Source organism: Mycobacterium sp. MFM001 (assembly GCF_003402475.1).
Classification (GTDB): domain Bacteria; phylum Actinomycetota; class Actinomycetes; order Mycobacteriales; family Mycobacteriaceae; genus Mycobacterium.
This window is the reverse complement of record NZ_BFAB01000014.1, coordinates 1-13,163: the sequence shown is the minus strand read 5'-3', so window position 1 is coordinate 13,163 and position 13,163 is coordinate 1. Positions and strand designations below refer to the sequence as shown.

The 13,163-nt window shown below is 67.3% G+C and carries 12 protein-coding genes; 2 read left to right on the top strand and 10 right to left on the bottom strand.

The annotated features are described in order from the left end of the window. Nucleotides 1–53 precede the first annotated feature (53 nt). Genes MFM001_RS20235 through MFM001_RS20195 form a run of 9 tightly spaced genes read right to left on the bottom strand, consistent with a single transcriptional unit; the run spans nucleotide 54 to nucleotide 9,599 of the window. On the bottom strand, nucleotides 54–887 hold the full coding sequence (locus tag MFM001_RS20235; protein ID WP_116377055.1) for an alpha/beta fold hydrolase: 834 nt from the start codon (nucleotides 885–887) through the stop codon (nucleotides 54–56). After that, nucleotides 884–1,462, bottom strand: a complete 579-nt coding sequence (locus MFM001_RS20230) for an NADPH-dependent FMN reductase (RefSeq protein ID WP_116377136.1) — start codon at nucleotides 1,460–1,462, stop codon at nucleotides 884–886. Before MFM001_RS20230 ends, MFM001_RS20235 begins: the two co-directional genes overlap by 4 nt. An 8-nt stretch (nucleotides 1,463–1,470) precedes the next feature. Next, nucleotides 1,471–2,460, bottom strand: coding sequence for a cyclase family protein (locus MFM001_RS20225; protein WP_192887007.1), 990 nt, complete (start codon nucleotides 2,458–2,460; stop codon nucleotides 1,471–1,473). Then, nucleotides 2,448–3,242 (bottom strand): coniferyl-alcohol dehydrogenase, encoded by a 795-nt coding sequence (locus tag MFM001_RS20220; protein ID WP_116377054.1) that lies wholly within the window; start codon nucleotides 3,240–3,242, stop codon nucleotides 2,448–2,450. The genes MFM001_RS20225 and MFM001_RS20220 overlap by 13 nt, the downstream gene beginning before the upstream one ends. After that, a complete protein-coding gene (locus MFM001_RS20215) occupies nucleotides 3,239–4,540 on the bottom strand; it encodes an LLM class flavin-dependent oxidoreductase (RefSeq protein WP_116377053.1) in 1,302 nt (433 codons plus the stop codon). The genes MFM001_RS20220 and MFM001_RS20215 overlap by 4 nt, the downstream gene beginning before the upstream one ends. Further along, nucleotides 4,537–6,249, bottom strand: a complete 1,713-nt coding sequence (locus MFM001_RS20210; RefSeq protein WP_116377052.1) for an FAD-binding protein — start codon at nucleotides 6,247–6,249, stop codon at nucleotides 4,537–4,539. The genes MFM001_RS20215 and MFM001_RS20210 overlap by 4 nt, the downstream gene beginning before the upstream one ends. Next, nucleotides 6,246–7,145, bottom strand: coding sequence for a 3-carboxyethylcatechol 2,3-dioxygenase (locus MFM001_RS20205; protein ID WP_116377051.1), 900 nt, complete (start codon nucleotides 7,143–7,145; stop codon nucleotides 6,246–6,248). The genes MFM001_RS20210 and MFM001_RS20205 overlap by 4 nt, the downstream gene beginning before the upstream one ends. Further along, entirely contained in the window at nucleotides 7,072–8,733 is a 1,662-nt protein-coding gene (locus MFM001_RS20200; protein ID WP_116377050.1) for a bifunctional 3-(3-hydroxy-phenyl)propionate/3-hydroxycinnamic acid hydroxylase, read from the bottom strand. The genes MFM001_RS20205 and MFM001_RS20200 overlap by 74 nt, the downstream gene beginning before the upstream one ends. Continuing rightward, the gene (locus tag MFM001_RS20195; protein ID WP_116377134.1) at nucleotides 8,730–9,599 is read right to left on the bottom strand and encodes an alpha/beta fold hydrolase; all 870 of its coding nucleotides are present in this window, start codon (nucleotides 9,597–9,599) and stop codon (nucleotides 8,730–8,732) included. Before MFM001_RS20195 ends, MFM001_RS20200 begins: the two co-directional genes overlap by 4 nt. Nucleotides 9,600–9,698: 99 nt before the next feature. On the opposite strand from MFM001_RS20195, the gene MFM001_RS20190 reads away from it, so the two are divergent. Together MFM001_RS20190 and MFM001_RS20185 are read left to right on the top strand one after the other, a co-directional pair. After that, nucleotides 9,699–10,367, top strand: coding sequence for an IclR family transcriptional regulator (locus MFM001_RS20190; protein ID WP_371685586.1), 669 nt, complete (start codon nucleotides 9,699–9,701; stop codon nucleotides 10,365–10,367). A gap of 11 nt (nucleotides 10,368–10,378) precedes the next feature. Beyond that, the gene (locus tag MFM001_RS20185; protein WP_116377048.1) at nucleotides 10,379–11,977 is read left to right on the top strand and encodes an FAD-dependent oxidoreductase; all 1,599 of its coding nucleotides are present in this window, start codon (nucleotides 10,379–10,381) and stop codon (nucleotides 11,975–11,977) included. Here MFM001_RS20185 and MFM001_RS20180 read toward each other — a convergent pair. Next, the gene (locus MFM001_RS20180) at nucleotides 11,974–13,023 is read right to left on the bottom strand and encodes a phosphotransferase (protein WP_238159306.1); all 1,050 of its coding nucleotides are present in this window, start codon (nucleotides 13,021–13,023) and stop codon (nucleotides 11,974–11,976) included. The genes MFM001_RS20185 and MFM001_RS20180 overlap by 4 nt on opposite strands. Nucleotides 13,024–13,163 lie beyond the last annotated feature (140 nt).

Below are 13,163 nucleotides of genomic sequence, written 5' to 3'. Positions count from 1 at the left end.
CGAGACACGCTGCAGTTGTCGCAACTAAGTCAATGGCGATTCGTGGAGCTGTATCAACTGCTGCGTTGCGGACGGAGGAAGTCCAGCAGCAGCTGGTTGACCGTCGCCGGTTGCTCGATCTGCGGACAGTGTCCGGCCGCGTCGACCACTGCCCAGCGGCCGTCGGGAATCTGGTCGGCGATCTCTTTGGCCCAGCCGGGCGGGAGCAGCTTGTCGCAGGCGCCCTCGACCACCAACGTCGGGACCGCGATGCGCCCGTAGGCGCGCTGGCTCGACGGCGACGGGGGCGGGGGCGCGCCGGGCCGGCGGAACCGCGCCGCCGCGATGGCCTCCCAGGCGCCGGGCGCGGTGGCCGATTCGTGACGCCGCTGCACGTACTCGTCGTCGGCTGGGAAGGCGGGATCGCAGAACAGCGCCTCGACGATGCGGCGCATCCCCTCGATGGTGGCGTCGTAGTCGTAGAGCGCTTCCATGTGCTGGTTGCGCTGGATCTCGCCGCCGCCGCAGATGGTCACGATGCTGCGCGCGGGCAGGAGCGGCGAATCGGAGGTGGCGTCGACGAGCAAGTTGATCGCACCCATCGAGTTGCCGACGAAATGTGCCGACTCGACGTCCATTTCGGCGCAGAACCGCGCGATGTGACGGATCCGCATTCCGCGTCCGTCGTTGAAGTCGATGACTTTGGCCGTCTCCCCGAATCCCAGCATGTCCGGCGCGAGCACATGGTAGTGCTCGGCGAGCGCTGGAATAGTGTGCTCCCAACCGATTTCGGCGCTGGCGCCGAATTCTCCGCCGTGCAGCAGGACCACGGGGTCGCCGGCGCCGGCTTCCAGAAAGCTGGTGATCAGTCCGTCGACGACGACGGTTTTGCGCTGCCAGGGGTTCATGAAGTGCCCGGGGCCGACCGGGTGAACGTCAGCACCTGCGAGGCCAGCAGATCGAGCTGGGCCCGCACAGCGGCGTCCGCCAATCCGCCGGCCTCGTCCCAGATCTGGTCTGCCGAGTTGATCGCGACCCCTAGCGGAGTGGGCCAGGCGCGCAGTGCATGGCCGATCGCCCGGAGCTGATCCAGCGTGCCCACCGCCGCCTGCCATCCGTAGGCGCAGCTGATGCAGCCCCACGGCTTGTTGTCGAGGTAGACCCGGGAGTCGTCGCGCATGTCCTCGATGTAGTCCAGCGCGTTTTTCACCAGCCCGGAGACCCCGCCGTGGTATCCGGGTGAGGCGACGACGACGGCGTCGGCCTCCCGCAGCGCGCCGATCAGTTCGACGGCTTTGGCGGTGCGGGCCGGATCGTGCGGGTTGTACATCGGCAGCTCGATGTCCTCACCGCAGTACAGTTTGGTTCGGCCGCCTTGTCGCTCAACGGCTTCCAGGCAGTGCCGCAACGCCCGCTCGGTCGACGAGTTCGAACGCAGCGTGCCGCCCACACCGACGACCAGTGGTCCAACAGCTTGTGTCATCTTCATCCCTACTTGATCGCGATCGGATTCACCGGCGAGCCCACGGCACCGACAACTCGCAACGGCGGTGCGACGAGCTGGAATTCGTAGACCCCGTCGGCCGCACAGTCCGCCGCCAGCGCGGTCAGATCCCAGTACTCGCCGAGCATCAGGCCCATGTCGCGCAGGCACAGCAAGTGCATCGGCAAGAACGTGCCCTCGACACCGGACACCGGGTCTTCGACCATCAGATTGTCGGCGGCCACGGCGGCGACGTCGTGGTCGTGGAACCAGGAGGCGCAGCGCCAGCCCAGTCCCGCGCCCGGCTCACTGCCGTCGCCGGTCGTCAAAAACCGTGCCCACCAACCGGTCCGGATCAGCACGATGTCTCCCCGGCCGACCGTCACGCGTTGCGAGCGAGCGACGTCGTCGAGCTCTTCGGGCGTGATCGGGTTGCCGTGCTCGAGGAAGGTGTCCGCGCCGCGGTGGCGGACCACGTCGAGCAGCACACCGCGAGAGGTGATGCCTTTGCCGTCGACCTTGTCGATCCCGCAGTGGAAGGCGCCGTAGCTGGTGACCGAACTGGCCGGGAACCCGTTGTACAGCTGGTCTTCGTAGTACACGTGGGACAGCGCATCCCATTGGGTGGCCGCCTGCAGCGGCATGATGATCATGTCGTCGTTGAAACGCAGCAGGCCGTCGCCGAAGTAACCGCTCACTTCCTGCGCGACCGAGTTGCGGGTCCATTTCGGACCGTACTGCGCCAGGGTGGCGGCGTCGCCGCCGTCGACGGTCATGACGTGGATCGGGTTGTGCCGGAACTGAAATGCGCCCTGTGGCCCCGCAGAGCCGAAGTCCACGCCGAGCGGGAAGACTGCGCCGCGTTTGACCAGGCTTGCGGCCTGGGCGACCTTGTCGGCGTCGATGAAGTTCAACGTGCCCAGTTCGTCGTCGTCACCCCAGCGGCCCCAGTTGCTGACGTCTTTTGCGACCTTTCGGAATTCGGTCAGGCCGGCCACGACGCGGATCCCTCCTCGAGTTCGGCGGCGATCGCCCCAGCCACTGCCCCGCCGTCGACCCAGATGACCTGCCCCGAAATGTAGCTGGCCGCTCGGCTGTTCAGGAACACCAGCACCGATGCCTGCTCGTCGGGTTCGGCGGCCCTGCCCAGCGGCTTGGGGATGTCGTCGAGGTATGCCTGGCCGTAGGCTGAGCGCAGTTGGTCGAGGATCGGGGTTTCGGTGACGCCCGGGCCGGTGCAGTTGATCCGAATGCCCCGGGCGCCGAGGGCGGCGGCGGATTTCATGGTGTAGAGAATGACTGCTTCTTTGGCCAACCGGTAGCCCCCACCGGTTAGCGCGTCGGGGTTGCGGCGGCACCAGTCGATTCCCTCGGGCATCGTTGTGGTGTTCAGCAGCCCGGCCACCTCGTGTTGGTGCTCGCGGTAGCCGGCCGCCGCCAGCGAGGACACGCTGACTACCGCCGAGCCGGGCGGCATCGACGGGGTGAGCGCCTCTGTGAGGTGGCGCAGGCCAAGGAAGTTGACGGCGACGACGCGCAGCGGATCGCCGATGCCGGAGGACACCCCGGCGATGTTGAATAGCGCGTCGACTCCGGTGCCGATCGAGGCGACGGCGCGGTCGATCGATTCGGCGTCGGCGAGGTCCATCTCCTGGAGATCCAACCCGACGACGTCGGCACCCAGCTCGGTGAGCTGCCGTGCGACGTGCGCGCCGATTCCCGACGCGCAGCCGGTGACCACCACGCGGCGGCCGTCGTATCGCCAGCGTTGCTCGATCACTTCCGCTGTTCTTTGGCGCGCTGCGCAGCCTGGACCCGGCCTTCGTTGATCTCGGCCATGGCCTCGGGGATCTCGCTGGCGGTGAACTTGCCGCCACGGCCGGTGGGCAAGCCGCCGAACGAGTAGCTTTCGTCGAATTCCGGTGCTGTGGAGGCGCTGCGGCGTGCCTCGACCTTCTCGATGACCGGCTCCAGCCGTTTCGCCTTGTCGGCCACGGCTTTTGCGTCGCGCTCGATGAACTCGGGCAGCACCTCTTTGCCCATGATCTCGATGGACTCCATGGTGCCTTCGTGGCTGCGCGGGTTGAGCAGCAGGATGATCTCGTCGACGCCGCTCTCCTCGTAGCCGCGCAGGAACTCCCGGACGGTGGCCGGCGAGCCGATCGCGCCGCGACCGGGACCGTAGGCCAGTGTCGGATCCTTCTCGACTTCTTCGAGATAGCGCTTCCACACCCCGGTCCGGCCCGGCGTGTGCACACCGGTCATGTAGTAGTGCATGATCCCGAACGAGAAGAAGCCGCCGCCCTTTCCGAGACGTTCCAGCGCCTGCTCGTCGGTCTTGGCGACCATCATCGACAGGTCGCCGCCGATTGCCAGGATGTTCGGGTTGATCGCCGGGGTGACCGGCACGCCGTTCTCCTCGAATTCCTTGTAGTACCCGTTGACCCGCTCGGTCAGCGGGCCCGGGCCGGTGTAGGCGAAACTCAATGCGCCGATGCACTTTTGGGCGGCCATCTGCACGGTGGCCGGTCTGGTGCACGCCACCCACACCGGCGGGTGCGGCTTTTGCATCGGCTTGGGGATCACGTTGCGCGCCGGCATCTCGACGTGCTCACCCTTGAACCCGGTGAACGGCTCTTCGATCATGCAGCGGATCGACACCTCGAGCGCCTCCTCCCACTGGGCGCGCTTGTCGGCGGGATCGATGCCGAAGCCGCCGAGTTCGCCGACCGACGAGGATTCGCCGGTGCCGAACTCCACCCGCCCGTTGGACAGCAGATCGAGGGTGGCGATTCGTTCGGCCACCCGGGCGGGGTGGTTGACCACCGGCGGCAGATGCATGATGCCGAAACCCAGCCGGATGTTCTTGGTGCGCTGGCTCGCCGCGGCCAGGAAGATCTCCGGAGCGGTGGAATGGCAGTACTCCTCGAGGAAGTGGTGCTCGGTCAGCCAGACCGTGGAGAAACCCGCCGCATCGGCGGCCTCCACCTCGTCGAGGCACTCCTGCAGCAGGATCCGCTCGTCGTCGGGCACCCAGGGACGGGGCAGCGCGAATTCGTAGAACAGTGAGATTTTCACTGGTTACCTCCAATAAGGGTTGACCGTTGGGTGACAAGGTGTTTGGCCGCGACGTAGCCGAACGTCATGGCCGGTCCGATCGTGGCGCCTGCGCCGGCGTAACTGCGACCCATCACCGGCGCCGCGGTATTGCCCACCGCGTACAGGCCGCGCACCACGCTGTCGTCGGCCCGCAGCACACGGGCATGCTCGTCGGTGCGCAAGCCGCCCGACGTGCCGAGGTCGCCGAGGATGATCTGGAACGCGTAGTAGGGCGGTTTGCCCAGGGGATACAGGTTGGGATTGTCCAGGGTGGGGTCTCCGTAATAGTTGTCGTAAACGCTGTCACCTCTGTTGAAGTCGTCGTCGTGGCCCTTGCGGGCCAGCTCGTTGAATCGTGTTGCGGTGTCTTGCAGCGCGGCGGCGGGGACTCCGATCTTGGCGGCCAGGTCCGCCCAGCTGGTGGCGGACTTGACCACACCGGATTCCAGCCACGCTTGCGGCACCTTGCGGCCGGTGGGCACCGGCGCGCCCGGAATCTTCGGCAGCGGAAGGTGTCCGGCGACGACGTACCGGTTCCAGGACCGATGGTCGGTGATCAGCCAGCACGGGATGTGGGTGACACCGGTTTTCTGTCCCTCGAGCATGGCGTGGCCGAAGTCCATGTAAGGCGCAGCCTCGTTGAAGAAGCGTTTCCCGTCGCCGTTGACGATGAACTGCGACGGCATCATGCGCTCGTTGAGCATGAATTGCAGCCTGCCGTCGGGCCATTGGATGGCGGGGAACCACCACGCTTCGTCGAGTAGGTCGGCGGCGGCGCCGACCTGCTGGCCGGCGCGGATGCCGTCGCCGGTGGCCGCGGCGTTGCCGAAGCTCCAGTCGTGGTCGACGACCGGCTGGTGTTCTTTGCGCCAGGCGAGGTCGTGGTCGAAACCGCCGGTCGCCAGTATGACGCCGCGGCGGGCGTGGATCCGCTGTGGCACACTGTCTTTGACGACGACGGCGCCGGTCACCGAGCCGTCGGCGTCGGTGATCAGCTGCGTCATCGGCGAGTCCAGCCACAGCGAGATGCCGCGGTCCCTCATCGCCAGCCGCAGCCGTGCCGCCAGCGACTGGCCGATGGCCGCCATCCGGTCGCCGAAAACCCGCGCCCGGACCATGCGCCACACTAGTTTGACCAGAACTGCCTTGCCCGCCCACGACTGGCGAACCTGATAGAAGGACCGAAGCTCTTTGGGGCCCAGCCAGATTCCCCGCGGCGCCAGCGCCAGCGGCTGCAGCAGGTGCTGCTCCTCGTCCCCCAGCGTGCGCAGGTCGATCGCCGGCACGTTGATCGTGCTGCCCAGCCCCGAACCGCCGGGCAACTCCGGGTAGTAGTCGGCGTAACCGGGCTTCCAGACGAATTCGAACCACGGGCTGAGCTGTTCGAGGAACTCCATCATCTGCGGCGCCGCCTCGACGTATTGGCGGATCCGGGCGTCGCTGACCAGTCCTTCGGTGATGCGGCGCAGGTACTCGACGACACCGTCGGGCGACGGGGTGTAACCCTCGCGGCGTTGCGCAGGCGCACCGGGCACCCAGATCCCGCCGCCGGACAGCGCGGTGGAACCCCCGAAATGCGAAGACTTTTCGACGACCAGCGTCTCCAGCCCGGCGGCGTCGGCCGTCAGCGCGGCCGTCATGCCGCCGCCGCCGGAACCGACCACCAATACGTCGACTTCATGCGTCACGTCGGCACCGCCGTCCGGATGGCGAAGCCGGCGATGAGCTCGGCGGCCGCTTTGTAGTAGCGCACCGTGGTCCGGTACGGCCCTGCTGCGGCCATAGCCGCGAAAGCGGCGACCCAGGTGCGGATTTCGTGCGCGGAGTTGCCGCCCTCGTGGGTGATGAACGAGTTGGACCAACCGTCGAGGTCGGCCAGCTGTCCGGAGTCGACGATGTCGAGGAAGCGATGATCCCAGGCGGGATTGATCGGTTGGCGGTCGCTGGTGCCATCGGCATAGGTCCTGGCCGCGTCGATCACGGCCGTCTGGCGGGCCTGCCGCTGCTCGGCGGTCATCGGCCCGTCGCGCACAGTCACAGGCGGATCATGTGAGAGCCCACCGGATCCGAGCACCAGCACCCGCTTGTCCAGCGTGGCCAGGTGACTGCCGACAGCGTCACCGAGCGCCCGGCACCGTTGCAGTGGTCCGAGGGGGGTGGCGACCGAGTTGATGAAGAACGGAATCACCGGCCGGGCCGTGGCGTCGCCGAACAGTTTCTCCAGCGGCTGGGCGGTGCCGTGGTCCACGTCCATGCACGCGGATATCGCGATGTCGACGCCCGCTGCGAGAACGGCTTTCGCGCAGCCGGCGGCAATGTCCTCGGGGACGTCGAGCGGTCCGGCGTACGTGCCGTAGTCGCCTACGCCCTGGGCGGATGTGCCGATACAGAACGGCGGCATCAGCTTGTAGAAGAACCCGTTGTAGTGGTCCGGCGCAAAGACCACGACGAGTTCGGGGTCGAAATCGTCGACGAAGTCGCGAGCCTGGGCGAGTGCGGCGTCGATGTCATCAAGGAGGTCCTGCGACGGCCCGGGCAGATTCAGTAGCGGGCTGTGAGACGTACAGCACAGGGCTAGCGGCACGGTTTCCTCCCGGAGTCAAGGTGAGGACGTCGAAGAGCTTGGCGCTCAACTGCGGTGCGAGTTGGGCGATGCAGGCGCCGGCGATGCAGCGATCGGGACGCAGGAACAGCACGGATTCCCGGCGGGCGTCGAACCAGGCTTTCAGGTCACCGTCACGGTCGCCGACGATCACCACGTCGGGGTCGTCGTGTCCGGTCCAGTGCAGCTGGGTCAGGGGCCGCGCCGCCACGAACCGGGCGCCCAGCTTTTGCCAATCGGAAAATGCTGCGGCGCCGAGGATTTCACGTGGGTTGTTGTTCCAGCACAGCACGGCGAAACCGGTGCCCAGCACGTCGTCGAGCATGACGTTCTGCTTGTCGCGGATGTCCACCCGGGGTTGCACGAACAAGGTGCCGACCGGTGAGTCCGGTGTGGTGTGCACGACGGCGCCGTGCTCATAGCGCGGCATCGGTTTGAACCGCATCTCGAGCACATATCGCTTGAGCGAAGGCACAATTGACGCCGACCGCACCAGCAGGTCACGGACGGCGGCCACCCGGCGGTTGGTCGGCGAGATGACCCGGCCCACCATCGTGGACAGGTCGATCATCGCCCGGGCGTGCTTGCGTCGTTCCACGTCGTAGGTGTCGAGCAACGCGTCGTCGGCCTGACCGTTCACCACTGCGGCCAGCTTCCAGCCGAGATTGGCGGCGTCCCGGATACCGCTGTTGTAGCCCTGCCCCTGCCATACCGGCATCAGATGCGCGGCGTCGCCGGCGAGCAGCAGCCGGCCGCGCCGGAACGCGCCGGCGATCCGGGAGTGGTGGGTGTACACCCGGCGGCGGATCACGTCGACGCGGTCCGGGTGCGGGACGAACGGCGCGAGCATGCGCGCGAGAAACGCTGGGTCCTCGGCCTGCTCGTCGGTCTCGTCGGCGTGAATCATGAACTCGAACCGGCGAATTCCGTGCGCGATCGATATCGACGCGTACGGGCGTTCGGGGTCCGCGCCGACTTCGCTGTTCGGATGGCCGAGTGGATCGTTGGCGAGGTCGATGACCAGCCAGCGGGTCGACGAGGTGGTGCCGTCGAAGGACACCCCCATCAGCCGCCGGGTGGTGCTGCGCCCGCCGTCGCAGCCGACGACATAGCGTGCGCGCACGCTGTCACCGCCACCGAGCTCGACGGTCACCGCATCGGCGGCCGAAGCGCAGGAGGTCATCGGGCGGTCCCACCACACCTCGACGTGCTCGAATCTGTCCAAGCCGCGCAGTAATTCCGCGTCGACCAGCGGCTGGACGAAGCCGTTGCGCTTGGGCCAGCCGAACCGGGCGTCGGCCGGGGCCATCTCGGCCAGCACCCGCCGCTTGGCGTCGACGAACCGCAGGATCTGGTTGGGCACCGTGTGCGGCAGGATCGTGTCGACCAGACCGATCGCCTGGAAGGTCCGCAACGCCTCGTCGTCCAGACCGACGCCGCGCGGATAGTCGATCAGCGACGCACGCTCGTCGACCACCAACGTCCGAACACCTTGCAGCCCAAGGATGTTGGCCAACGTCAACCCGACAGGGCCGGCCCCGACCACGACGACGTCTACGTCGGTGGTCACTGCATACGTCCCAGCAGGAAGTCGAGATGCAGCCGGTTGAATGTCTTGGCGTCCTCGTACTGCGGCCAGTGCCCGCAGCCGGGCATCACCTCGAAGCGCGCACCGGGGATCATCGAGGCGATGCGGCGGCCCTCGTCGACGTCGGCGGTAGGGTCGTCGCTAGTCCACAGCACCAGGGTGGGCGCGGTGATGGCGCCGTACTCAGCCGGGCCGAGCAGGTTGCGTGCCCGGATCTCGGGATCCTGCAGCGCCATGATGTCGCGCATCGCGGCAACGAAACCCGGTTGCCGGTAGACACGTTGGCGGCTGGCCACCAAATCGTCGTAGTCCTTGGACTTGTCGGCCATCAGCCACTTGATCCGCGCCTGCACGGTCTCCCAGGTCGGATTCTCGGCGGCCGCCATCGACAGCGTGATAATCCGTTGCATCACTTCGGGATCGGCCTGCGAGCCACCGGCGGTGTTGAGCACGAGACGGTCGACCCGCTCCGGGTGGTCGACGGCGGCCCGCGCGGCCACCCAGCCGCCGAGCGACTCACCGGACAGGTGCGCACGCTGCGCGCCGATGGCGTCCAGCACCGCGATCAGATGCTCGACGTAGTGCGGTATTTCGAGCGGATGACCGGGCTTGTCGGTGTAGCCGTGGCCCAACATGTCGATCGACCAAGTGGAGAAGTGTTCGGCGTGGGCCTCCAGGTTGCGGACGTACGCCTCGGCGTGGCCGCCGGAACCGTGCAGGAGGACCAGCACCGGCCTTTCGAGGTCACCGGCATGTAGATAGCGGGTTCGGACGCCGCCCGCCTCCACGTAGCCCTGCTCGAACGGAACACCCTGCAAGTCGCTCCAGACGCTCTCGTACTCCGTCACCGGAAATCCCATTCTCGTATCCGCTCAGGTCGTGTGCTAAAATCGCACACTAATGTGCAATATCTGTAGAGCATCACTCTCTATCGGTGGTCTGTCAAGGTGGTGAACGGTTCGCAGACGCTGGCCAGGGGGCTGGCCGCGCTGCAACTGGTCGCCGCCGCGCCCGCGGGCATGACGGTCCAACAGGTCGCCGACGGCGTCGGGGTGCACCGCACGATCGCCTACCGGCTGCTGGGCACGCTGGCCGAGTTCCGGTTGGTCGCCAAGGGCGAAGACGGCCGGTACCGCCCGGCGGCGGGGCTGGCGGTGTTGGGTGCGTCGTTCGACCGCAACATGCGCCAGCTGAGCGTGCCAACGCTGCGGGCGTTGGCCGACGATCTGGGCACCACGGTGTCGCTGCTGGTGGCCGAGGGCGACCAGCAGGTGGCACTCGCGGTGATCGTGCCCACCCAGGTCGCCTACCAGCTGGCGTTCCACGAGGGCAGCCGCTACCCGCTGCACCGCGGCGCGGCCGGCATCGCGCTGCTGGCGAGCATGCCGCCGCGGCCCGGGGAACGCGACCTGGTCTCGCGGGCCCGCGAGCAGGGCTGGGTGATCACCCACGGTGAGATCGAGCCGAACACCTACGGCCTGGCAGTGCCGGTGCATCGCCAACCGCCGTCGCCGCCAACGTGTATCAACCTGATCTCGCACCGCGAGGACGTCGTGCTGCGCGGCAAGGACGCGGTGATCAAGGCGGCCAAGGAATTGTCGGCAATTCTGAGCTGAAAGGACTCTCGATGCCTTCTTGGGACCACGAAGTCGACGTCGTCGTGCTCGGCAGCGGCGGCGCCGGCCTCACAGCCGCCCTGACCGCAGCCGCCCACGGCGCCTCGGTGGCGGTGTACGAGAAGGCGCCGACGGTTGGCGGCACCACCGCGGTGTCGGGTGGCGTGGTGTGGATTCCGGCCCACAACCGTTGCCCGGACGGCGAATTGACGGTCGACGACGCGTTGAGCTACCTGCGGGCACAGTCTTTCGGGTCGATGGACGAGCCGCTGGTCGAGACGTTCGTGCAAACCGGCCCGGCGATGCTCGATTTCGTCGAGGCGCACAGTGGCCTGCGCTTTGAAATCGCGACCGGTTTCCCCGACTACAAACCGGAGCTGCCGGGCGGGCGGCCTACTGGCGGTAGGTCTTTTTCCGCTGCGCCTTACGATCTGGCGCAGTTGGGCGAGTGGCGTGATGCGATCACGTCGTTTCCCGCCGACTGGTCCAATGTCGGGTTCGACGCCGAGACCCGCGCGCGGCTGCACGCAGACGTCGATGAAGGCGCCGACCTGTGTGTGGCGGGCACCGCGCTGATCGCCGGGTTACTCAAGGGATTGCTGGACTTGGGTGTGACGCCGCAGACCGGTGCGCGCGCAGAGGAACTTGTTGCCGGCGGCGACGGCATCGCGGGCGTCAGGGTGGGTTCACGAACGGTTCGCGCGCGTCGCGGCGTCATCCTGGGCACTGGTGGCTTCGAGTGGAATCCGCTGTGGGTCAAGGCTTTTCTGCGCGGGCCGATGCATGGTGCGGTCTCGCCGCCGAACAACACCGGCGACGGGCTGCGGATGGCGATGTCACAGGGCGCCGAGCTGGCCAACATGGGCGAAGCCTGGTGGGTGCCGATTGTGCAGATCCCCGGCGACACCATCGACGGGCATCAGCGCAGCCGCAGCGTACGCCTGGAACGAACCCGTCCGCGCAGCATCATCGTCAACCGGGCCGGCCGCCGGTTCGTCAACGAGGCGTGCGACTACAACTCGATGGCCGGCGCCTTCCATTACCTCGATCCGCGCGACGGCTACGTCAACGACCCGGCGTGGATCGTCTTCGACTCGCTGCACCTGAAACGCTACGGGTTCCTCGGGGTCGCACCAGGGGAGCCGGTGCCGGACTGGTTCAACGCCTCCGCCGATTTTGCCGAGCTGGGCACCAAGACCGGCATCGACGCCGACGGGCTGGCTCGCACCGTCGAACACTGGAACCGCGACGTCGCGGACGGATCCGATCCCGAATTCGGGCGCGGCTCAAGCGCATACGACGGCTACTGGGGCGACGAACGCGCCACCACGCCGGCGGGAAAGACATTGGGTCCGATCGACACCGCCCCCTACTTTGCGGTGCCGGTGTCGGTGGGCGCGATGGGCACCAAGGGCGGTCCGCGCACCGACCGCGACGGGCGGGTGCAGCACGTCAACGGAGCGCCGATACCGGGGCTGTTCGCCGCCGGCAACGCGATGGCCGGGGTGACCGGGCGGGCCTATGGCGGCGCCGGCGGAACTATCGGCCCGGCAATGGTTTTCGGCTACCGCGCCGGTTACTGTGCGGCGACGGGTCAGTCTGTGGACTAATCCATATCCTGCGCCAGCGTCCACGCCATCTGTGCCAGCTCGCGATAGCGCTCCCGGAACGTGGCTGCCCGCGAATCCGCCGCGTTCCCTTCGATTCCGCGCCGATAGACGCCCGCCCCGATCGATGCCAGCCGAAACATGGAGAACACCACGAAGACGTCGAGCGAGTCAGGGATTTCCCGGCCCGCATGGCGGCAATAGCTCGCGACAAATGCGTCCTCGTCGGGAATGCCGGTGCCCGCCAAGTCCTCGCCCGCCACGCCACTTCGGCCGGTGGAGTCGGCCGGAAGGTGGTAGGTCAGGCAGGCATAGGCCAGGTCGGCCAGCGGATGGCCGATGGTCGCGAGTTCCCAGTCCAGCACCGCGACCACGCGCGGCTCGGTCGGATGGATCAGCACGTTGCCCAACCGGTAGTCGCCGTGGGCGATGCATGCCGGCTCGTCGTCGGGCGGCAAGTGCTCGGGCAGCCACGCCGCCAGCATGTCCATCGCCGGGGTGTCCTCGACCTTTGCGGCGTGCCACTGTTTGGTCCACAGCGCGACCTGCCGCTGCATGTAACCCTCGGGCTTGCCGAAGCCCTCGAGACCGACCGCGCGCCAATCCACGCAGTGCAGCGCCGCCAGCACCCGAGCCAGATCCTCATAGATCGCGGCGCGGTGCTCGGGTGTGCACTCGCGCATCACCCGGTCGGGAAAGATTCGCCCGGGGACATGGTCCATGACGAAAAATGTTGTGCCGATCACCGATTCGTCGTCGCACAGTAGCCGCATCCGTGGCACTGGCACGTCGGTGTCGGCCAGGGCTGCCATCACGCGGTACTCGCGCTCTACCTCGTGGGCACGCGGCAGCAGCGTGCCGGGCGGCTTCTTGCGCAGCACGTACTCGCCGGCAGCGGTACTCAGATGAAACGTCGGATTACTCTGGCCGCCCTGAAACTGACGCACTTGCATCCCGGTGTCGAACCCCGGCAGCCGCCCGCCCAGATAGCGTTGCAGCGCGGCTTCGTCGAACTGGTGGGCCAGCAGGACCGGCACCAGCTCCGCCATGCCATCCATCTACGACGCCTCCATGAATCGGCGGGTCAGGCGGACCAGTTGAGACGCTGGTCATTTACCTTTGGTGAGCAGACGCAAAGTTACCTTTTTCCCGGCGTGTCGAGGGGACTTTGCGTCTCTCTCGAAAATAG